The sequence below is a fragment of the Pseudomonas pichavaramensis genome (assembly GCF_050473265.1).
GTDB lineage: Bacteria > Pseudomonadota > Gammaproteobacteria > Pseudomonadales > Pseudomonadaceae > Aquipseudomonas.
The window spans coordinates 1-22,738 of sequence record NZ_JBJKFJ010000026.1 but is presented as its reverse complement, the minus strand read 5'-3'; the positions used below and the strand labels follow the sequence as shown (position 1 = coordinate 22,738).

The following is a 22,738-nucleotide window of genomic DNA, read 5'->3' as shown; positions in this document are numbered from 1 at the left end:
CTTCGCATAATGTATATTATGTTAAGTGAGTGCCGTTTCAGGAGTGTTGCGTTTACGAGCGTCAGTAGCCTTATGCAAGCCTTCTGCTTTCTGACGCGAGGCTTGCCAGTGTTGGTTCTTCGTCTCTAGCATCGCCGCCCTATGGCATGCATCAAGCTTCGAAATCGTTCTATCCCCAAATCGACCAAGGGTTGGCTTCTGATTGATGATCTGAGTCTTCCCAGGTTTTGGGCTGCTGTGTGGGCCGATGTCCTCAAGGCCAGCATGGGGTCCACAACTCGAGGCCATCATCTTTACGCCGTTGAGCGCTTATACCAGGCAACTGATCGGCAGTACGGATCAGGCGCTCTGGATCGAATGCTCTCCGGGCTAGACATGCCTACGCTCGAGGCTGCCCTAAGCAATTTTCTAGTAATCCTCAGAAATGACGGCAATCTGCGTGGTGTCGATAACAACCAGGCATGGGGTTCTGCGAGATCATTTGTCACCGACATCGTCAGCCACTTGAGCGCTTCGTCAGCCGGTGACTACAGCAAAATTCACGGTCGTCTCTTAAGACTTGATCGCCTCTATTCTCAGGTTTCCCCTGCGAGGCCAAAGCCTCCAGCCGCTATTCGAGCGCTACCACCTGTGGTTGTAGAAGATCTCTACGAGATTTTCTCGCCGAAATCTTTACGAAACCCATTCCGGACCAAAGCTCTTCAGTGGCGAAACTTCTTAATGTTTCTACTGATGCTGCATCTTGGACTAAGGCGCAGTGAGATTGCCATATTGCCCGCCGACGCAATTAAATCGGACTTTGACACAATTTCGGGGGAGGAAAAGTTTTGGTTAAATGTCGTTGAGAGCCCTTACGAGGATGAAGATACCCGCTTCAATGCTCCAAGCTTGAAAACAGAAAGCTCTCGGCGACAGCTACCATTAACCGCAGAAATTGTTTCAGTATCGGATATTGTTTTGGGAAATTACCGCAAAAAAGCATCTCACAGCTATTTGTTTGGATCTCAGCAAAATAAGCCCCTGTCGCTTCGTTCGATTCATCGCGTCTTTGAAGTGGCCAGCGAAAACTTATCATCTGCTGCAAAAAAAGAATTAGCCATGCGCAATAGATCAAGCGTGACAGCGCACGATCTACGACATACCTGCGCTGTATATCGGCTTGGGAGGTACGTTTCGCTCGGGGATGAGCTTGACATGGCAGCAGAGAGGCTGCGTGTATTTTTCGGATGGGCGCCCTCCTCTCCAATGCCAAGACATTATGCTCGAGCATACTTCGAGTCTGATTCCGCTGACATGTGGAACGAAACTTATGATTTGCTAGTAGGCACTCTCAGGTCGATTTTTGGTAAAGAACAATGATTCTTGCGGCATCAAATTTAAGCGGTCTAATTTCTGCGATAGCCGCAGGCCTCCCAAGTCTTCCAAGTGTAATTCGCTACTACGATGATTTTGATGAAAAGCTACACATAATACGAGACCCAGAGGCTTCTGATTCTTGGGAAATCAAATTTGACGGAGAGCGGTCTCGTTTAGACTTCTGTTCTCTTGAAACGGGCCTGAAGTTTATCTTCAAACATATTGCTGTCGATCTACTTTCGCGACTAGCTCCATCGGGTGCGACGGCTGCTTGTCAAAGTATAATTAGTAATCCTGAGCATCTGATTCAGGCGATGATTATGCGGCCCGAGGAGTTTCGAGCTCTTTGGTTTGCTGAAGTCCGTCCATATCAAACCTGGGGGTACGCTCTTAACCTGCGGACAATGGTTCACACGCTTTGCATTCTATCCATAGGACTCTGGCGTCCAGAGATGCGCCCCTATGTGAGCCAGCTGGAGTCGCCAACTCGAGATATATATAAAACCGTTCGCACAGGTGAGTGTTTTCTACCTCTGGACCACCAGTCGCTGCTAATTGATTATTTAGATGAGCTTTCCTGCGCTATCCGGAAATCCCCCGAGCGCCAATCAACTATCGATCTTAGAGATGCATGTGTTCTGGCCATTGCACACCAGTACGGGTGCAGACCAGGTCAAATTGCACGTATAAAGACAACGGATGTTCGGTGCTATGAAAATGGCACGGTGCATTTGGCGATCCCTCTTCTTAAGCAGCGAGGAAGTGAGGTCTTGCGTAGAGTTACCCGGCGGGTTAGCTCTGAGTGGGCGCCAATAATGGCCGAATATACCGCTAGGCGCACAAAAATAAACGCACCCACTAAGCTTCCCCAGGATAGCTACTTCAATTTAGCACCACAAAAACTGTCAATTATCCTGAGAGATTTGCTAGAGAAAATTACTGGCACTCGGTGGTCCCCCACAGATCTTCGCCATACCGCTGCACAGCGATTGGCAGATGCAGGTACGTCTCATATCGCATTATCCGAGTTCATGGGGCATTCCACGACATTGACGGCAAATGTCTACTTTGATGCATCTCCGAATCAGGCTCAACGTATAAACCAAGCACTTGCCATTTCAAATATCTATTCCAACGTAGCAGCGGTGGCGCGAACACGTACTATAGATAAAAGCGCCCTCCTTGGCTTGCCTCCTGATCAGCAAATCGGCGGTGCACCTCACGGAATCCCTATTGCTGGAATAGGTGGCTGTTCAGCTGGGCAATCGCTGTGTTCGAAGAACCCAGTTCTGAGCTGTTATACCTGCCGGAAGTTTTTGCCATTGTCGGACTCAACTGTGCATGAGTCAGTAGTTGAAAGTTTGAGACCAGTTGTTACTGAGTTCGCCAATGCATCTCGCCTTAATGAAGAAAGCCCAGCCTACACTCAGCTACGCAGAATGTTTCAAGCTGCACTACAAGTAGCAGAGGAAGTCCGCGCGATACATATGGATAGCGGAGCTAAATCGGAATGAACAATTTCTATCACCGGTTTGTTGAGGATGGGAAAGCGCTGGCAAATTCTCGAGGGTTGCTATGGAATTTGCCTATCGACATAAATGGAAACGTTTCAAAGGCCGCACGGTGGGACCTTGCGGCTCTTTGCGGCCTAGTCACTCCACCCAACTTCTGGCATTCGTCACTAGGTTACGATGCCAATGCTTTGGATGTGCTCAATACTTTTCGTGAAAAGAAAAATCTCGAGCAGATTGTTGCCCAGCCTCTATCGGAGCACTGGCGCGATTTTTATCAAGCGACCCTGCTCAACGAGCTTCTTGTCAAGCGAAATAAACCTGGACATGCGCTGGTAAACATAGGTCGCTCATTGAGAGTAATTGCCACCTGTGCCGAGTCCGAAGCACCGTGGGAACTGACTCCTGACTCGGTACAGCGCGCCTATAACGTGGCACTTGGAATAGGTTCGTCTGGTAAGCTGGCAGCTAATATTTCCATGGTCATTCGCACTTTGATAGATGGTTTGCATATAGCGGATCGATCACCCCTTGAAAAGTTCTGTACCCCCTATTTAGACCAACAGTCGTCCAATAGGAAGGTGGTAGACCTCAAGCGTAATAACAATACATACCGTCAAACGAGCAAGGTACGGGCTGAGCTTTCAGATCGGAAAGGAGCGGCAAAACTACCGAGTGAGAAGGCCTTTTGGGAGCTTGTTCGTATTGTCTTTACTGAACAACCCAAGACCTTCGTAGACGCCATTCGCTTCAACCAAATCAAGGTCGCCATAGCCTGCGGGTTTCGCGTTGGCGAGAATACTCTGCTTCCGGCCGACTACAAACGCTGGCACGAGTACGTAGCAACCGATGGCAGCCCAGCAGGAACCAAAGGAGGGATTTCCCGTTCTCTGGCAGTCCGGCACTTCGCTGAAAAACAAGCCGAGGATGTGGGCACGGAAGGCATTGTGCTTTTCGAAACTATACAACACGTGCCTGCCATTTTTGAGGGGCTGGTTTTAGATGCGCTCGGTGAAGCTGAAAAACTTACAAGACCACTGCGTGAAAGGCTGCGCCTCCAAGTCACCACTGCCCGTCTTCTGCCAGAATTATCCCTAGATGATTTAGTTCCAGCTTGGGATATTTATAGTCGGGTGTCTGGCTCTCTTTGGTTTGCCTCTCCCCCGCTGCCAGAGGACCTCGTAAATAAATACCGAAAAACATTCGATCCGGTGTATTTGGATGAAATGCGCGAACGGCAAATTCGCCAAGTGCCAGTTCATGGCGTATCCGCGAGCTGCATGAAGTACTTCAAAAAACTCCCCATCACAATTCGAAGGTCCGACGGCACTCCATTCGCAGGAATAATTGATTGGAAGAATGCATACATACGCGTGAGTGAAGCAGAAAATCTTATTAAAAGTAAAATGGCCTCCAAGCTGCCGGACACAACGTCGTTCCTTCAACGTGATGGAAGTTACCTGAGCCCAGCAGAATTAATGTTCTTGATGCCTATCCGAGCGCTTATCGAAGAGCGCAATGGCGGTATTTTAGATGTAAACAGATACTTTGCGATTGGTCGTGCATCGACCGCGGACTTGCAGCTCCATCTTGGTGGTGGTGCCAACAACATCTTTTCCCGCTATGGCCAGACAGACGAGGATCGTGCTCTCAAATTAAATACGCACTCACTCCGTCATCTTCAAAACGCTGAGTTATTTCGCCTTGGCGTAGCCGACACGATCATCACCAAACGCTTCAACCGCAGCAGTGTGGCTCAGAGCTATGTTTATGATCATCGCAGCCTAGCAGAGGACCTTGCGCATATTGATCTCCCGAAAGGGGCCGAATCGATGCCTCCAAGAGCGCAGGAGACCCTGCAGATGATTATGGCCAAAAAAATTCGCGGCCCTATTGTTGACGAGTTTTTAAAGATTCAGAAAGACATGGGAGATGACGAAGCTTTTTGCTATCTATCTGCGGAGGCAGATGGTCTGCATGCCACCCCGTTTGGATTCTGCGTAAATAGCTTCACGGTTGCCCCCTGTCCCAAGCACCTTGAGTGCTACGACTGCCGGCACCTGACTCGCTCAGGTATTCCTGAGGAGCAGCAAAGGCTAGAGCAATTGAAACATCGGATGATTGATGTGGTGAATGTCATTGAGACCAGTCCGCCTGAGGCCAGAAATATTGGATGGCAGAATCAACTAAAGCACGCTCAGTCTCGATTAGAAAGTTTGGAGAAAATCCTTGTCACAGCTCCTATGGAGCACCCATTCCCTGATGGCAAAGACCTCTATCGTAGCGTGGAGGATAAGCACGGAATGAGCATACTGGATGGGCCAAAAGCGTGGAGTCCAGTATGAAAATTCGGGAGCTTGAAACTATCCTCCAGCGCATGCTTAACGACAACGTTATCATCACGGCGCGCTCTGTGGTCCGGGAGCATGATTGCCCCTTTAAAAACGCCAGCGATATAACACGTCAGTGCGAGCGCAAGGCATTGCTCAACCAATACCAAGCACGTCAATCTGAACTGCGTGCTCTGGTGGAAAAGACAGACAAACAGTCTCGTACCAACCTGCAGGCGCGTGTGGCTCGTCTGACACAAGAAAACGAGGCCCTACAAGCCGAGCGCGATCTACTTATTGCATCTCATAAAGCGATGCTCCTCGCAGTCGGAGAGATGGGTGGGATGGCTGCATGGCGTAAATTTTTCCCGGTTTGGGAAGAAACCCGGCAACAGCTCGCGGCGTTGCAAGCATTACCCTGTGCGAAAATATTGCCTGCGCTAGCGCCACAAAAACCCAAATAAACCTATTGGACTGAGGGCAGGCCTCCCCTCAAGCTCCGGCACCTTGCAATTCTCATCCAGTAGTTCTTCAAAGTAGCTGATTGGAGTCAGACCACGAGTCTGCTCTGTTAGACTAGCGCTATGCCCAGATTTTGGAGAACAATGTGTTAGAGCATGCTCAAAGCTTCATACTAGCCATGGGAGTTGCCATTGGGGCGCTCCTGACAGCCTGCAAGCTTTTTGAGAACTTCGACAAGATCTTGAAAAAAGATAAGCTCCAACGAATTGCAGATGGCGTAATGCGTGTCAGCTTTCGAGTGGGCGCAAGAAAGATACTGGCAATCTGGGTCAACATAAACAACTCTCTATTCGGATATAAATTAATCTCATGGCGAGCATTCGGCGTCAGTGCTCTGCTGACGAATGTATGGGCAATGATATTTATTGGGCTGTTTAGTCTGCGTTATCCAGCATTTCGAGAGTGGTTGTGGAACATAATTACATTGAGCAGCCTGCGATGGCCTGCATTGACGACGTACGCCTCTATACTAGTGATTGAATTCTTATCTATATGCCTAACCAGGAAAATTTATAGGGCAACTCTATCCAAGGGGAATAAGTTCTTTGTTTGGGCTCTTCTTCTTGATCTTTTTGGGTCTTTCTTTTTGTATTATATAGGCCTAGCTTTCGCGAAGCTTGCCTTTCTCCATCATGCATCATTATCCCCAGCAGCCTCTCTTGCCATATGGTTAGATCCAAACAACTTAACCATGATATTGCGAGCCTTAAACGACTTCGACATATCAAGCTTTAAGCCGGATGGCCATGGTAACTTTACGTCGGAAACCCCCTTTTCAAACGAGGTTGTTTACGCATTTCCCGAGGGAATATTCTTCGTCACTAGCATTTTGACATCTATTTGGCTATGGGGGTACATTGCCGCGTATAGCCTTGCATATGTTTGTGTGCGAATTGATAAGCTGCAAATATTGCTATGGAGGTCGTTTAAGATAGAGGAGCAACCTCTGCTCGTCCTCTCCATGTTGTCAGGGTCGGTTTTCTTCTTAATTTATTTTTTGCTGGGCCTTATAGATCTTATTATCAAGATCACTCAATCCTGGTGAGCACTAGGCAGTGTAGCGCAGCCCAGTTTCGCATGGGCTCTGAATGCTACTATTTGATGAGATCCAGCCCCTGCTCCACATGCACATTAAACCCTAGCCATCATCTCTAGCTTTTACGACCTTCTTGCACTTGGAGCATCTCTGAACCAGATCCTCTGTGACTTGATAATAGTAAGGTATTGATATATTCAATCCGCAACTGACTATTGAGTCAAAAGAAAGAACCTTAGTAAAGACCGTTTCTCCATCTACAAGAACCTCCCTGTCGGCAACTAAAATGTCGCTAAGCGGTAGGTTCTCAGGATTATAAATCCTTACATCACCTGGCTGTCTCTCGTAAGCCTCGATATTATCCCCAGGCTTACCGTATGCAATGTCGATAGCCTTAATCCAGTTGATCGGTTCGGCGGCCTGGCACCAGATAATTACTTTCTCTAGCTTTTCTGGTGTGAAAATTCTGGCGTAGTCCCCATGGATTTCACAGCTTCCAAATTCTGCCAGCTTGCCAAAAACATACTCATATGAATAATCACCAGCAGTTAATGGCAACCTAAAATATTGATGAGGAAGTACTTCTTGCGTCTGCGTCTTGCTTAGCAAATTGAACACAATGTCATAAAGCTGATACAGGCAGAGCCCTTCGCGATCAGGGGAGCCGGATATTATGATGTCATCGAGGCTTTTAATATCAGAGTTATATGCGCTGGCAAATTCTTTATTTCCAAACAGGAAAAAGCCTTTGGTAAGGATGAATACCGCATTAGGTAGAACAGCCCTATCGTAAGTTCGTGCATGTGACTGAAGCTCTGCGACTATATCCGTCCAGTCCATATCGGTGTCGTAGGCAAATATGATTCCAAATCCATCACTCTGGATTTTTTCATGCTGAGAAAAATGATAGTGGCGATCGCCGCTCAATTTCCGTAGTTTCTTGAATGAGGAAATATTGTCAAAGCCATTTTTCAGTTCCTTCTTCGTCAGCTTCGACTTAACCTGAATAGCTCCGTAGCAGTATTCTACAGGTAAAACTTCGTAGACATTCTGTCGCTGCATTAGCGAAAAAGAATCTAGGGAGTTGTAGAAAAGTATATCAAGCTCGTTACTCAAATGCCCGCTGGTCGAGGCAACTCGGACGCTTGTACTCGATACAGCGTAGCGCTTGGGTAGAAGCTTATTATTCAGAAAAAACTCTCTGAGCAACACTTCCCGAATCGTACCAACGTCCCTTGGATGTTTTATATCTTTTGATGCCTCATAATCCCTCACCATTTTCCCTTGCAGGTTAATAAGCTCACGCTCCAATCCATAAAACTCTTTATCTTTAGAGCGGAGTTTATTTGCCCTCAAGGCCTGACTTGTCAGCCACTCTTTTGTGCGCGCTTCACTGTTCGCAAACTCAGCGCGAGTTTGCTTCTCTTCTGTTGTCAGCCGCTTTCTCTTTCCTGCGTTTTCTGACATATATCCCTCGATTTAAATATACGGCTCTGAGAGCTGACTCCAGGAAGCCATTGTCGTGTGGGCTTCCAAAACCCAGACGAGGCCAGGCCAGGGCAGGTCTACTATTAGAAGCGGTCAATGTCACGTTGCCTGTAGGCGGCACAGAGCATTTCAATCTCGTGATTACGCGCTATGCACTGCTCGTTGCTAGCCATATCGCGTTTCCGGTCAAGTTCCGCGGCGCGGTGCAGCATCCAGCGCCCCAGCGTATCGACACTGTTTTCTAAGCCTTCCCGCCTTACAAGGAATCGCCCAAGGCTCCGCCGCTCTCGTTCTACCCGCGTTAAGGTGCCGTCCTTATCAAAGACATAAAGCACCCACCGGGTTTTGTTGCGGCCGACATCATCACTACGTATTTGACGAGATATCTCGACTAAGAGAATTAAATTTTTATCGGTGCGACTAAGCATTTCAGAAAGAGATGCTCGACAGGCTGTTGCGCGCCAGCCATAGCCATTCCCCCCTTCTACTTCTAAGCGCCCCCATTGTGCGATCTTGATCGAGGCGTCCCCTACAGGTGGTTGCCCCAGACTACTCTCAAAATTAAAGCTCAGCGGGTTGCCTACTTCTGCATCCACGGGTCTAACGGGGATGCCTGAGGTCGCCCCGCGGCGCTCGTCGAACTGATCCCCCCGTGGATCGTTTTCGGAGGTTCGTAGCCAAGCCTCCAGCTGGAAGCCTGGCATGTTGATATCCTCGTGATATCTACCGTCTGGCAAAGCGAAATCCATACGATCTCGCGTGTTCGCGAGTGCCTGTGCGAGCGCCTGCGACGTAGTAGATGACACCAGTGCCGAATCAATATGGACGTGCTGGACGGCATCCCCCCAGCACAGCTCGAAGTCAGCAGCGACCACAAGATTGTTGGATGCGTTGATCTCAGTATCAAAGACATTGGCCAAAACGGTTTCCCCCCAGGTCTTCGCTTCGGCTTCGAGACTTTCGTTTTGCTCAGGTAGCTTCGTTGGTGCCACTCCCCAAAAACGTGGTTCTAATGGAGGAGCCGTGCGCAAATCGGTAAGCCAATAGGGCGAAATGGTTGGCAGGTTGCGCTCTATCCAAGCTTCGAGCTCATTATCTTCGCGCGAAGTGGCAAGCGGTTGCTCAACTATCAACTCCCCCACCAAGCACATCATCGAGTGCCATTCGATGTGGTAGGTCAATCGTTCAATCGTAGGACGTTCGCCTTGCCGGCGAGAGGTCAATCCATGTAAGCCTCGGACACGATCAAGCCGTGGCTCCTCAATCCAGCTCGTCACTGCATGGCTATAACCCCATTTGCCATGGACCCAATGTTCAAGCCGATCGAGAAAGACGCCCATGCGCATACCGAACAATCGTGTGACTGGTTGATACCAATACGGAATCGCGTCGGTGCTGTCGAATTGATATTGCCGCTGTCGTCGTTCTTCATTCGAGCGATGCGGAAACTGATCGCTGCGAGTTACCGGAGCCAATTGACTGCGGTTAAGCTGCTCCACGAAAACACGGTCTTCTTCGGCGAGCGTCCATGAACCCACACCATCAACAGCCAGAAGCACTGAGCGCCCAAGCTCGCGCACTATTACATGTGTTTCGCGCTGGATTGTCTCCAGGATAAGAGGTGCGTGCTTGGCGATATCCTGGGCATTTTGGATCGCGGTACGCTGCAGTACCACCATCAGCTGCTCTAGTGCGGCATAGCGATAGAAGGGAGCCCCGGCAAAGATGGACTCATCGTCGCTGGCTAGACACGCCACCAGCTTCTCCCAAGCAGGATCTTTCCCTTGATGCAGTACAAGTGCAGCGTGAGAAGCACGCCAGCGGACTCGGCGATCCATATCCCCCATCGCGGCAAACAGGCCCCGTGCAACGCTCTCGGCGACATCATGGGGCGGTACGATGTCTGTGAGGCGGATGCGCGGTGGGTGTGAGGTACGAGTTTCAATCCTGCGCAGCAGCGCGTCGAACAGTCCCGAGCGCTCCTCGGCTGGGGTCCTGGCCGCAATTAGTCCCGTTAGCGCATAGAGGAGGTCGGACGAAATGCGCTCTCCTTGTTGCTCGACTCCATCAAGTAGGAGGTTGGCCTGCAAGGCTGGTTCCAACGCACTAGCCTTAAGCGCGGCCTCCAGGGTCTCGGTCCCATTATAGTTCCAGCGAAAAAGCTGATTTAGTGCGCCCGTAATGTAGGAAGGAAAGCGTTCACGCATCCAAGATGTCACTGGTGGATAGCTTGACCAGCCTTCCAAAATCCTGGGTACAGCCTCACCAAACTCGCCGTCGTGCGCTCCTAGCTCTAGCGCAATATCGAGAAAGGGTACACGTAACGCAAGACTGCCTAGCCGCCCCGCAACTTGACAGAACTGATAAGAGCTGGGGCTTCGCTCCCCTGCCCCCTCCAACAGAGCTAGGCGTATCTCTTCCCGCGTTTGAAGAGAGGGGGATATGTCCTCGTCACTTTGATCCTCCGACTTGTAATCGCAGGCTGAGTGATCTTGAACACACAACTCTCTCCAAGCAAAAAGAGTATCCCAATACACTTTTGCATCGGCGATCGTAGCTAAAGCGTCATTACCTGCACGATCCTTGAGCATTTCGAAAACGGTGAGAAAATCATCAATTTTCCCCTCGCGGAGCCGATCTGCCAGCATCGGCTCCACGATCCAATTGGGGAGCGTGGCGCAGCCCCCAATTACATTTTTTAGATCAACAGGGCCGTCGGATGCCAGCGTCGCTAAAGCGACGCGTTGGGCAAGAGATAGTCCGAACCCACCTTCAATCACCGCGGGAAGACTATGGTCGAATGCTGTAATGCCTCGATCATGCCAGCGAGCAGCAGTGGCCAATCCCATCGGCAGATTTGCAGCAGCCATCCAGCCAACTACTTCATCCCAGGCAAAATCATCGCTAATCCCAAGTGATTCAGCGACTGCACCCGCAGCGTCTCCGAGGCGTGCGGCGAACATTGCACACTCGGTTGGGCTTCCACTAAGGCCGGTTCGTGCAATAGCACCTGCAGCTGCAAGCGCACTGCGAGCCTCGAAGTCCACTGCGCTGGTTGCACCGACCGCCTTTCCGAACAGCCATTCCGCAAGCCCGACATCAAGTGGCAGCGCAATCCGCGCGCACTCACTAAACAATCTGACTCGTTCGGAGGCAGGCAGCGGATCAACCTCTACCTCGCTAGCAATCTCTGTCAACAGCGTCAGCACCGTGTCATGCGTATGTGGTATTAGCGCGAGCGTTCTTGCTAAATCCATTGCACATTTAATGCTGTCTGCCGACCAGCGCTGCAGAGCTTTGCGCATGCTTGGAACCAGAGCAGCCACGTTGCCGCCGCCGACTCCCGCATGCACGAGGTGATTGCGCATAAGCAATGTTGCTGCATCTGAGTCCCGGCGAGCCGACTGGTCATAGCTGTGCGAGACATTAAGTGCTTTGGCAAGCCCGGACCATGCGCTAACGGGGTCGGATGCAAGTGACGCGAGGGTGACTCGTGCGGCCTCGACAAACCGCGAGAATGCCAAAACTGTTTCTGTGAGGGACTCGTTCCAATACTCCTCGGACGACTTTTCCTGACGCTGCCCTGGCCTGCGATCAGGCTTAGGGGGGACTTCACGTCGTGGCGGCAGCCATTCGGCGATGGGCACAATGACGCCAGAGAGCATCTCGCGTAGAGCATAAGCGCGCGCATGACGCGCGCCAGCCGAACGCAGTCGGTGCAAGTGGTGTGTTTCCTCCAATTCAGGCTTTGGCATTGCACGACTGAGGATTTGAACGACCAAGGGCTTGAGATCATCATATGCAATGGCTCGCTCGCAGATCAGGAGCATTGCTTCCTGCAAGCTAAGCAGTGGCGAGCTCGACAGCCCAATCTCGAACGGTGTCTTCCATCTTGCGCTCGTAGCTTGCGCTAAACGTGCGATCCCTCGGCGCATAACAGGGTCACTAATATCCGCACCGGCAAGTAATGCTGCCGCCATCAGTGGTGCCAGCCCAAGTGGGGGCCATGCACGCGCGTCGATAGCATCAAGTAGCGTTTGGAGATTACGTCCCGCGGCCCACGCCGCTAGCACGTTGAGCACCGCTTGCAGAGCCGACTTAGGTCGCCAGTCGAACAAGCGAGAAAAGGCCCCTGCCTCACCCGTCAGTGCTGCATAGGCTTGGTACTCAGCAGCTATATCGTTAGCCGAAATTTGGAAACCGTTAGAGCGCTTAACCCCATTGGATTCGCGAAGATGAGCTTGCCACCATCGGAGGTGCGTTCTCGCTGCCTCTGGGTGCGTTGGGGCCGCCTGACGAGCGAGCTCAATTCGTAGCCGCGGGCGTTTGTTCCTGTGACGTTGACCAACCATCACAAGGCGATTCGCTTCCTCCGCCGCAAACCGCACCGAGAGGTCGAGATTCTCGACCGTTAGATCCTCAAGTAACTTGGTCCGCTGAATAGCTTCGGCTGATGCAATGAGCAGACTACATGCGTTAGGGACATCAGCCGCTGTGCGGCAGCAGCGTATTGCGAGGCTAAGCTGTCGGGACCAAATGAACTGCGCTTCTAGCGGAGTGAGAACAGCTGATGGTTCCTGTTCCTGGGTGACCAGCGCATAGAGGGCGTCAAGGCGGTTGGCGGCGGCGAGTACTTCTGCCACGCCAGTAGCGGCGTATCGATCAGTGAGCCGGGCATGTAGGAGCAGATCAGCCGCGCGCTCTAGCAGTTCTTTTCCATCACTTCCAGGGCGCTCAATCACAAAAGCTTCGAAGTCTTCATCGTGGAAGGACCACCCTTCCTCGCGCTCAACGATACCTCCTACATCTACGGAGATGTCTTTGATATCTGCTGGAGCAAGCTCTGCCAATGTCGAGAGAATTCTTCCCGGCACTGGGCGGGGAAGACGGGACAGGGCATCAAGGACTTTCCAGACCTTATCAACGTTGCCGAGATGCTTACCTGCTTCACTGACCCGCTGTTCAAACAACGGATTGATACCTTCAGCCCGCGGCATCAGACGTTCTACGGCCTGCATTTCGCCGTCGCTCGGCAAACCCTTGATCGCATAGACAAGCCGGCGCGGATTACCGCCTGTGAGACTTTCAAAGGTAGTAGCAAGCGCGGGACGCCAATCGGGCTGCCACAAAGCAACGAGCTGGCGCACCTCATCTACATCAAAGCTTGGAACCTCAACGTCCTCGTAGAGACGCTTATCGCCGACCTCGTCACGACGAGCAGTCCGGCAGCTAACAACGATCCGAACGTTATCTGGCCAAGCCGACGCCTGGCTCAAGACATCCAGGAAACAGGGTTCATGCCAGTGAATCGAGCCAGTCCGTGCATTGTCGACAGCATCGAAACACAGCACTAGCTGCGCACTCGCATTACGCAGTTTCAAAACGCCCGCGGCCACCTTGACGCGGTTCCTGAATGCTTCAAAAACGTCGATGCTACCCTGGCGCCGCATCACCAGCGGCGTTCTAAGCCGCGCGGCAAGCTCATTGCCAAGCTGTGTAAAAGCCTGTTCGGGAAGGTGGCGCTTTTGATCAGAAGCCAAAAACAAGCCGCCACCATAGCAGTCGTATATGAATATCTCCGAACCTGGCGGAAGAACCGACGACAAATCGCAAATCAAGCTAGTTTTGCCACATCCACCCCCGGCATGAAGGCGCAGAGGTTTTGAGAGGGGCTCCGTCAGTTTCAAACCGAGAAAATCAATGACTTCTCGCCGTACGTAAGGCAGAGCTGGTTCGATCTGAGACGGAGCCGGGAACAGCATGCCCTTGCTACCTGCACCCAGCCAGACCGACAACACCTCTCGCGTCACTGCCGGATCATTACGACTCTCCGGAAGCATCAATGTGGCAACGCGCTTTTGCAGAAGATTGGCATCATCACGTGCATCAGCATCGGCCAAACTAGCAAGGTGCTGAATAACCTCGCTTTCCATTACCAGTCGCGAGGTCGATGCAAAGCCCGCCAAATCCCATGCTTTGAGAAAAGTAACCACTTGCCGGCCGGTCAGCCCGAGCCCTTTGGTGAGTTTTCCGAATAGCTCTTCGTCCTCTGGAGCGGGCTTGCTGCCATTTTTAATCAGCCGTGCAATGTCCTTTGCTACTGCAGTGGACAGCGGCTGATTGGTGACGATAGCGAAATCACCTTTGAACTCGACGGCTTTCAACAGCCCAGCGAGTTTACCCAGCACACTACTCAGCGGCTTGGTCTTGGCTCGCCGAGCTAGAAGCCGCGACCAGGTCCAGTTTTCCTGAGGGTTCGATGCCGAATGTTTGAGCTGTAAGTAACGATAGGTAGGGCCTTCAGGTGTGTGGCGCGTCAGGACAATGTCGGCGGCTTGGCCATGTTCGCCCAGCTCGGCATGAACGCTATCAAGTGGAGGGCCTTCGACTTTGACCGCCGTTACATCACTTTTGGCATCAAGCAGCCGCAGCATTTCCCGCGTGGCCCAAAGGACGTGGAAGTCATCACCGGCATTCGATGCAACAGCACCTAAGAAATCCCCGCTGTCTTCCACATTGACCTCTTGATGCTCGATCCTTATTTGCTCGCTTTTCAGAGTGGCGAGTACATCCCATGGCAGTCAAGATGCACGTTGCGCTGAAGCTAACTGCAGTGAGACAACACCGCGAGGTTAAACCCACAGCTTGATGGTGGACAGGCAATGCAAGGCCCCTTGTCACGCCTCAATTTGATCACCCGCTATCCAATCGAATGCTTCTCCCATAGCATCGCCAAAAAGGGGGAGGACCTATGCATATCGAAACGATCTGGATTCGAAATTTCCGGCGACTCAAGGACACCCGCATCGATCTGGCATCCGACATTTCTATCTTCGTCGGCTCCAACAACAGCGGCAAAACCTCAGCAGCACATGCCCTTCAACTGTTCACTTCTGCATCGAGAGATCGGTTTTCGCTTCACGATTTCAGCTCAGAATGCTGGGACGCCATCAACGCCTTTGGCGAGGGTGCGGAAGGGGCCGAACTGCCAACCATTTCCATCGATATTTGGCTGAATGTCCTACCTGCTGACCTTCACCGCGTCATAGACCTTCTGCCGAGCTTAGATTGGCAAGGGAGCCGAGTTGGCATTCGGGTCGAGTTCGCGGCTTCAGATGCCCCTGCGCTCAGAGCCAACTTCCAAGAGACACGAAACAGGGCACGACTGGCTCGCGCGCAGCCAGCGGGGCAGGCTCAAAATCCGGCTCAAGCAGACCCTAATCAGGCTCAGGGCGATGCTGAGTACATCCCACAGCCACGAACGCTCTGTGATTACCTTGCAGACAGCTCCGGCGACCGCCTGAAGCGGGACTTTGAGTTGCGCTACTACGTTCTCGACAGTGCACAGTTCGATGCAGATCTACGTCCAGCAGAGGGCTACACGCCTCTACGCCTGAGGCCCGACAAAGGGCGCGGCGGTAAGGATGTACTGACGAGCTTGGTCAAGGTAGATTTTCTACATGCCCAGCGCCACCTCTCCGACTCAAATGGCGGCGCTCGATCCGAAGACCTTTCTCGCTGCTTGAGTCGCTTCTATGAAAGGAACTTGGAAAAGCGCGGTGAGGACTATGACGCCCAGCAGGCGCTATCTCAGTCCGAGACTTTGCTGAACAACCATCTCGAACGTGTCTTTGGTCCGACGCTTGAGCGGTTGGCCCATCTTGGCTATCCCGGTATCAACAACCCCCGACTGCTGATCAAGACCGCTCTAAATCCAGCCACAATCTTGAGTAGCTACGAAGGTGCTCGTGTTCATTACGCTGTGGGTACTCTAGCGGGGGCAGACACGCCTGCTACGTTGCCTGACCGCTACAATGGGCTGGGGTTCAAGAACCTCATTTATATGGTTGTCGAGCTTCTCGATGTGCACGCCAGATGGTTGGACATTGAAGACAACCGCCCTCCTCTGCACTTGATTTTCATCGAGGAACCGGAAGCGCACCTGCACGCTCAACTGCAGCAAGTCTTCATCCGCAAGGTGCTGGACATTCTTGCAGTTCCCGAGGTGGACGCGCCGTATTGCACGAGCCAACTCGTCGTCTCGACACACTCTCCGCACGTGCTCTTTGAGCGCGGTTTTCAGCCGATACGGTATTTTCGACGTACAGCCGATGCAGCGGTCCAACGGTCCGAGGTTCTCAGCATGGCGGCTTTCTATGAAACAGCCAGCGATCCGAACGATCCAGCTGACCGAACAAGGGACTTTCTTGAACGCTATCTCAGACTTACACACTGTGATCTGTTCTTTGCCGATGCCGCCATCTTAGTTGAAGGAAATGTCGAACGGCTGCTAATGCCGCAGATGATCGCCAAAGTTGCACCGGGTCTTCAGTCGACCTACCTGAGCATCCTTGAGATTGGTGGCGCGTTTGGGCACCGCTTCAAAGGCCTCATCGACTTCCTGGGCCTTACGTCTCTGATAGTGACTGACATTGATAGCGTATTCCCGCCTGCTGCCGCAGATCCAGCGCTTGCGGATGGAGAGCAGCTGATCGATGAAGACAATGCAGATGCAGAGCCCTACGTTGATGAACAGGCCGAGGAAGCCGCAGAAGCCCGTCGTGGACGTAAGGCCTGCATGGTCAATGAGCCCGGCGCGCTCACATCTAATCAAACGCTGGTCAAGTGGCTTCCAGGGTGTAACTCCATTGTCGATCTGCTGGCTTCGACCGCCGACCAGCGTACCCAACCGCGTGCCGGCGCCGGCGACGCGCTTGTCCGAGTCGCTTACCAAATGCCAGTCGAAGTGAACTGGCGCGGAGCGACGACAAGAATGACAGGACGGACGTTAGAGGAAGCCTTCGCGCTGCAAAATTTGGAGTGGTGCCAGGATGCAGAACGAGCTGGCCTCGGGTTACGCATAAAGGGCTCCAACAGGCTGTCTCTGGAGGAGATCGCGCAGAAACTGCATCGCAAGGTCAAGAGCACAAACTTTCACAAAACCGACTTCGCGCTCGCACTGCTGGCCCAAGATCCTGTGGATTGGACAGTGCCAAGCTACATTGCAGAAGGCCTTCGATGGCTTGGGGAGCAAATCGATCCACAGGCGCCGGCAGCACCTCTTGCCGGCAATGCGGATGCTGCACCATGACTCGGCGCATTGGAGCGCCCGACACGCAGGCAGACTTGGATCTGCGCGCCTGCTTGGACGAACGTCCTCAACGAAGCTTCGTCATGGTCGCTGGTGCCGGCTCCGGAAAGACCACGTCGCTTGTGAAGGCACTAGCTCACCTGGGGCAGACACGCAGGGCGGAGCTAAAGCCCCGTGGACAACGGGTCGCATGCATCACTTACACCGAAGTGGCGGTCAAGGAAGTCTGGGGCGACGTGGGTAACGATGAGCTGTTCCACGTATCGACGATTCACAGCTTCTTATGGACAGTGGTGCGGCCGTTCCAAGCTAACCTGAAGAATTGGGTGATCGCACGCATCCAGGACAAGATCCTGGAAGCCCAAGAGCATCACGACAAGCCAAGAACGCGCCCAGCGACCCGTGAGCGTCTGGTCGGTGAGATCGCCCGCTATAGGCGTCAGCTTGAGGATGTAGGTCTCCGAACACACTTCTCATATGGTGCAGGCAGCGACTTCGGGCGTGGTGTCTTAGGCCATGCCGATGTGATTGCCACGGCTGTTGAGTTGATCGAGCAGAGCCAGTTGCTCCGCGATGTCATTGCAAGCCGTTATCCGGTCATCTTCGTTGACGAGAGCCAGGACACCCGTCCAGAGATCGTTGCAGCCTTTCGCCATATCGCCGAGAGCACGCCAGTCGAGTTTTGCCTGGGCTTCTTTGGTGACCCGATGCAGAAGATCTACCTAGATGGCGTCGGCACGATAGAGCCTGCTGAAGGCTGGAGTCGGATTACCAAGCCAGAGAACTTTAGATGCCCGCAGCGGGTACTGCAGGTCGTGAATGCTGTTCGCCATAACGGTGACGGATTAGTTCAGACACGCGGCAGGATGACGCGAGTGGATGATGCCGAGCGGCCTGTTGAAGGTAGTGCAAGAATCTTTTTGCTCGTAGCTGACGAGAACCGCTCTGCGAAGCTCGCGAAAGTTCGTGAATGGCTCAGGCGCGTGAACCAGGACGAGCATTGGGTAAGTACAGACCGTGATGCTGATGTTCGGGTTCTGGTGGTCGTCCACCGCATGGCAGCGATTCGACTTGGCTTTCCTAATCTGTATGCGGCGTTGAATGATCGAGCACCATCAAGCATCAAGGATGGTCTCAAAGATGGGACCACATGGCCTCTTCGGCCATTTCTGAGCTACTTGTTGCCTTTGGCAATAGCCGTACGCGATGACCGCCAGTTCGACGTGATGACGTTGTTGCGTGCCGAGTGCCCTCTATTGAACTCCGCAGGGTTGGCTGGAGCCCATGCACCGGTGCTCTTGAGGGAACTGCAGGCCTCCGTTCTAGAGCTGTCCAGACTGATCCTGGCAGGCGATGTGGCACTACGAGAAGTGGTTACCTTTGCATCGAACGCCGAATTGCTTCAGCTAGACGAGGCCTGGACGAAGTATCTCGATGCAGATCAGGAAGCACTCGCAGCGGACAGCGATCCTGAAGTACCTCACGTCACGGAATTTCTGAGCTGCCGTGTCGATGAACTGATCGGCTACAACCATTACCTTGAGGATCTGTCACCGTTCGCTACTCAACAAGGTGTCAAGGGTGCAGAATTCGAGCGTGTGCTCGTGCTGATTGATGACGAGGAAGGCCAAGGGCAGCGGCATTTTTCCTATTCAAAATACTTTGATCTGGCGCCACTGTCGGATACGGATCAAGAGAACATTGCGAACGGCAACGACAGTGTCGTTGATCGGACAAGGCGGCTCTTCTATGTGTGCTGCTCACGCGCAACCCGTGACTTAGCTGTTGTCATGTTCGTACAAGATATCGACGCAGCACGAGCAAAGATTGAAGAGGCCGGTATATTCGCGCCCGATGACATCGTGGACGAAGCTGCTCTCGAGCCCCCCTTGGATTGAGTCACCCTTCGCCGCACCGCTTAGCGCTCATGATCCATATGAGGCTGATTACGATGTCGTCGTTGCCAGTTCTGCTCGGCGACGAACTGCGCGAAACTTAACCTTTATGATCTCAGCAGGGGTTAGTCAGAGCCTGCTGCGGGCTAATCGCCCAGATGCGGATGAGCATAATGTATGGATATCGTGTATCTGGATCAGAACAAATGGATTGAACTGGCACGTGTTCATTCCGGTGCGCTGCGAACTGGCCCCTTGGCGGAATTGTATTTCCAGCTACGTGCCGCTGTGGATGCTGGCCAGGTAGTCTTCCCCCTCTCCGCGTCACATGTGCTTGAAACGTCTAAACGGAACGATCCTGCAAGCAGAGGTCATGTTGCGGCGACACAAGCGGAGTTGAGCAAAGGCGTCGCTTATCGAAGTAGAGCGAGTAGGCTTCGAGGAGAGATTTGCGTAACCATGCATCAGATCTTCGGCAGTCCACCAGTTTCTCTACCGCGGCATTGGTTTCTAGCGAGCTGCTTTCTTGAGGCGTTCGAACCACTGGACTCATTGATTTCACAATCCGAAGACGTCCAACGGGTATTGCGAATACTCACCGTCGTCTCTCCAGCTGACTTGTACATCGATTACATGACCGGTCAGGCCGATGAGATACGGCGAATGGCCCATACCCATTTTGAAAAGGGCGTATCAGAGTTGGTTGGTCGAATTGAAATTCGCCGGAAGACGCTAACCGGAGAGCGAGTTGATATACGCCGTCGAGCCTACCTCGTTCAACTCTTCAGAGATCATGAAGAGCTATTTATCCGTATCGCTGATCACCTCGGCTACTCATACGAGCGTCTGAAATCGATCGGTGCTTCAGCAGTCAAAGCTTTAGTCGAAGACGTGCCCACTCTAAATATTGAGGCTGAAATGTCAGCGCGCCTGGAAGCTGAGACGGGCCCGCTGACTACGAATGACGTTTTGGACATGCAATCGTTCTACACCGCAATTCCGTACTCGTCGCGAGTGATTGCAGAAAAGGCATCAGTTTCGCGCGCTCGACAAGCCAAACTAGACGTCAGATACCAAGTTCAACTGTCCCACTCTCTTACGGATCTTCTCAATCTCTACAGCTAGAGCTATGGCGGCATCTCATGTGGCCTGGAATCCATGCCGTTTAGTTTGCAGCTATTGGGTTAGCCTGATCCGCCCTGATCTAATCCCCTCTTTTCTCGCCCCCTAAGCCCCTGATCGACAGCCATTGGACATGAGGAAGCGTTTTACTGAAGAGCAAATCATTGGTTTCCTGCGCGAAACCGCGCAAAGAGCCCACCCCGAAATCCAAGTAACGAGAAAGCCCATGATCACCATCAGGCACGACGACGCGCCGAGCCACAGGCCTGGTGAGACCTGCGCACTTTGCACCACGCCGACTCGCTACTGGTACACCCCCAAGGGCGTGGCGGCCTGCCAAGAGTGCGCCGCGACGCACAATGCCAGCGACGTGCCGAGCAAGCTGGAATGGTTGATCGCCAACCGCGTGGATGGCCAGGCCCTGCTTCCGCTCGACTGGCACTGCAATACTGACCGCCGCGCAGAAAGCTCCGGCGCCGAAAGCTGAGCGTCAGGGTACTGCGGGAGACAACAAGGTACTTCAGCCAGCAAGCCTTCAGGCGTCTGCTGGCCCATCTTCGCGGAATGCCCCAGTGACCGCCTGGACTGCCGCGTCCCACACCCCAAGTCGTTTGAGCACCGGCATTTCCTTCGACAGCACGTTGCAAGGCGGATTGGGCGAGTTTGCCGCTGGCGCTACAGCGGGTAGAAAGCGATGATCGCTACAACTGGGCCTTGCCGACCGGGCTGTGCAAACCGATGCGCTACGTCGTGGCTGGCAGGGCAATGATGATCTCACGCTGAGCTAAACCCAGCCTTATGGAAGACCAAGGATGACCACCATATCGTCGGTAACCGGCTCCAAAGAAACCAGTCAGAAGTTGCTCAAGCTGATCAAGCAGTGCAAGTCGTTCTCGTGGGCTAGCGCGTGGTGCACGGAAAATCTGGTGTTTAAGGCGGCGATCGCCAACAAGGCGAAAATGACCCACCTGGTTATCGGTACCACGCGCTATTTCAGCGATACGAAGTGCCTGGTGGCCTGCAAAGACTTCACCCCGGCCAAGGTATTTGCTCCGGACGCCGCCCCGATGTTTCACCCGAAGGTCTACAGCTTCGACCTGGGTGATGAGCTCTGCGTCTATGTGGGTAGTGCAAACCTCACCGGCGCCGGCATGGCCCGCAACATCGAAGCCGGCGTGTTTCTGCAGGGCGGCCGAAAAGACCCTGCTCTGGTGTCGTTCCACGACTTCATCCGCCAACAGTGGGCCCGCGCCGAGTCGATCGACGACGATTTCATCCAGTCCTACGAGGCCAACAAGGCCCGGGCAAAGGACGCCTTGGAGGAGCTGAAGGCATTCACCCGCATCAGGAAGCCTTTCGTGCGAAGCGGGTCAAGTAATAACGCTGATCTCAATGGCATGAACTGGAAGCACTACGTGGCCAGCGTTCAGGCGGACAGGGCCAACGACCTGCCGGGGCGGATACAGGTGCTCTCGCAAGCCCGGCAACTGTTCGCCGACACCACCACCTTTGCTGACCTGCCCATAAACGACCAACGCCGGATCGGCGGCTTACTGCAGCGCTCTTCCGTAGAGGATCTGGATTGGGGGCTCTTCGGGCAAATGAATTCGTCTGGCCGGGCCTTCGCTGCCCTGCAAAACGAACCCGTGGCAATCTCATACGCCCTGGACCAGATACCGTTGCTGGGCCCCGTGAAGCGCCGCCACTACGAAGCATTCGTTAGCAGATTCCTACGGGTACCCGGTGCGGCGGCGACGTGGATTGGCATTGGCACGCGTCTGCTGGCGATGAAGCGGCCGGACTACTTCTTTTGCTACTGTGGCCCGAATGAACTGGGCCTAGCTGCCGCCTTCGGTACAGCCTTCTCGACCGTCACCTTGCACAACTACTGGGACCGGTTCATTGAGCCCATGCAGCTCATGCCTTGGTGGCAGGAAGAATTGCCAGAGTCCGATGAGGAACAGCAACTGTGGTACGGCCGCGCCGCATTGCTCGATGCGATCTACTACGACCCGGACAGGCGTAGCAGTGTGGCCGAAGCTCGCGCTTCCCGCCGGCGGGGCTGAGGGGTAGACGAGGCTACAGGGCGCCACTGGAAAGCGGCCCATCGCCTTATTCTTACAGTTCACCATCCTGAGACAGCGAAGGTGCTGATCGAAAATCGACAAAAAAGCCACTTCCTAAGAAGTGGCTCAGGTGTATCAAGCAAACTGAGTCGCTCCTAGTTTCGTAGACACATCCGAGCTGCTGCTTCTGGCCGAAAGCGGGCAAACCCCAAGGGAAGCAGTCTGGCTAAGATAAATCGCGCTGGATTCGCGCAAAAAGCCCTTCGAGTGACTCGCTCTTGTCTGCAGCTAAATAGCTGCTAGCAATAATTGTCAGAGGAT

12 protein-coding genes are annotated in these 22,738 nt (G+C 53.1%); 10 read left to right on the top strand and 2 right to left on the bottom strand.

Translation table 11 applies throughout. The features are described 5' to 3' along the window. Positions 1–141 precede the first annotated feature (141 nt). The 5 genes from ACJRW5_RS24710 to ACJRW5_RS24690 all read left to right on the top strand — a co-directional run bounded on the left by ACJRW5_RS24710 (position 142) and on the right by ACJRW5_RS24690 (position 6,764). Positions 142–1,359: a tyrosine-type recombinase/integrase gene (locus tag ACJRW5_RS24710; RefSeq protein ID WP_484573118.1), complete on the top strand. Its 1,218-nt coding sequence runs from the start codon at positions 142–144 to the stop codon at positions 1,357–1,359. After that, positions 1,356–2,870 (top strand): site-specific integrase, encoded by a 1,515-nt coding sequence (locus ACJRW5_RS24705; protein WP_484573117.1) that lies wholly within the window; start codon positions 1,356–1,358, stop codon positions 2,868–2,870. The genes ACJRW5_RS24710 and ACJRW5_RS24705 overlap by 4 nt, the downstream gene beginning before the upstream one ends. Continuing rightward, the gene (locus ACJRW5_RS24700; protein ID WP_484573116.1) at positions 2,867–5,212 is read left to right on the top strand and encodes a hypothetical protein; all 2,346 of its coding nucleotides are present in this window, start codon (positions 2,867–2,869) and stop codon (positions 5,210–5,212) included. The genes ACJRW5_RS24705 and ACJRW5_RS24700 overlap by 4 nt, the downstream gene beginning before the upstream one ends. Beyond that, positions 5,209–5,661: a hypothetical protein gene (locus tag ACJRW5_RS24695; RefSeq protein WP_484573115.1), complete on the top strand. Its 453-nt coding sequence runs from the start codon at positions 5,209–5,211 to the stop codon at positions 5,659–5,661. Before ACJRW5_RS24700 ends, ACJRW5_RS24695 begins: the two co-directional genes overlap by 4 nt. A gap of 143 nt (positions 5,662–5,804) precedes the next feature. Further along, a complete protein-coding gene (locus ACJRW5_RS24690) occupies positions 5,805–6,764 on the top strand; it encodes a hypothetical protein (RefSeq protein ID WP_484573114.1) in 960 nt (319 codons plus the stop codon). A 93-nt stretch (positions 6,765–6,857) separates the two neighbouring features. Here the strand turns inward: ACJRW5_RS24690 and ACJRW5_RS24685 are convergent, their stop codons facing one another. Further along, positions 6,858–8,222 carry a DUF6602 domain-containing protein gene (locus ACJRW5_RS24685; RefSeq protein ID WP_484573113.1) on the bottom strand — a complete coding sequence of 455 codons (1,365 nt, stop codon included), beginning with the start codon at positions 8,220–8,222 and terminating at the stop codon, positions 6,858–6,860. Between the two features lie 104 nt (positions 8,223–8,326). Continuing rightward, on the bottom strand, positions 8,327–14,758 hold the full coding sequence (locus tag ACJRW5_RS24680) for a hypothetical protein (protein WP_484573112.1): 6,432 nt from the start codon (positions 14,756–14,758) through the stop codon (positions 8,327–8,329). 236 nt (positions 14,759–14,994) lie between these two features. Here ACJRW5_RS24680 and ACJRW5_RS24675 point away from each other — a divergent pair, with 236 nt between their 5' ends. The 5 genes from ACJRW5_RS24675 to ACJRW5_RS24655 all read left to right on the top strand — a co-directional run bounded on the left by ACJRW5_RS24675 (position 14,995) and on the right by ACJRW5_RS24655 (position 22,417). Continuing rightward, the gene (locus ACJRW5_RS24675) at positions 14,995–17,334 is read left to right on the top strand and encodes an ATP-dependent nuclease (RefSeq protein ID WP_484573111.1); all 2,340 of its coding nucleotides are present in this window, start codon (positions 14,995–14,997) and stop codon (positions 17,332–17,334) included. Next, positions 17,331–19,232, top strand: a complete 1,902-nt coding sequence (locus ACJRW5_RS24670) for a UvrD-helicase domain-containing protein (RefSeq protein ID WP_484573110.1) — start codon at positions 17,331–17,333, stop codon at positions 19,230–19,232. The genes ACJRW5_RS24675 and ACJRW5_RS24670 overlap by 4 nt, the downstream gene beginning before the upstream one ends. Before the next feature lie 174 nt (positions 19,233–19,406). Then, positions 19,407–20,354 carry a hypothetical protein gene (locus tag ACJRW5_RS24665; protein WP_484573109.1) on the top strand — a complete coding sequence of 316 codons (948 nt, stop codon included), beginning with the start codon at positions 19,407–19,409 and terminating at the stop codon, positions 20,352–20,354. 223 nt (positions 20,355–20,577) lie between these two features. Then, on the top strand, positions 20,578–20,838 hold the full coding sequence (locus ACJRW5_RS24660) for a hypothetical protein (protein WP_484573108.1): 261 nt from the start codon (positions 20,578–20,580) through the stop codon (positions 20,836–20,838). Positions 20,839–21,163: 325 nt separating this feature from the next. Continuing rightward, positions 21,164–22,417, top strand: coding sequence for a hypothetical protein (locus ACJRW5_RS24655; RefSeq protein ID WP_484573107.1), 1,254 nt, complete (start codon positions 21,164–21,166; stop codon positions 22,415–22,417). Positions 22,418–22,738 lie beyond the last annotated feature (321 nt).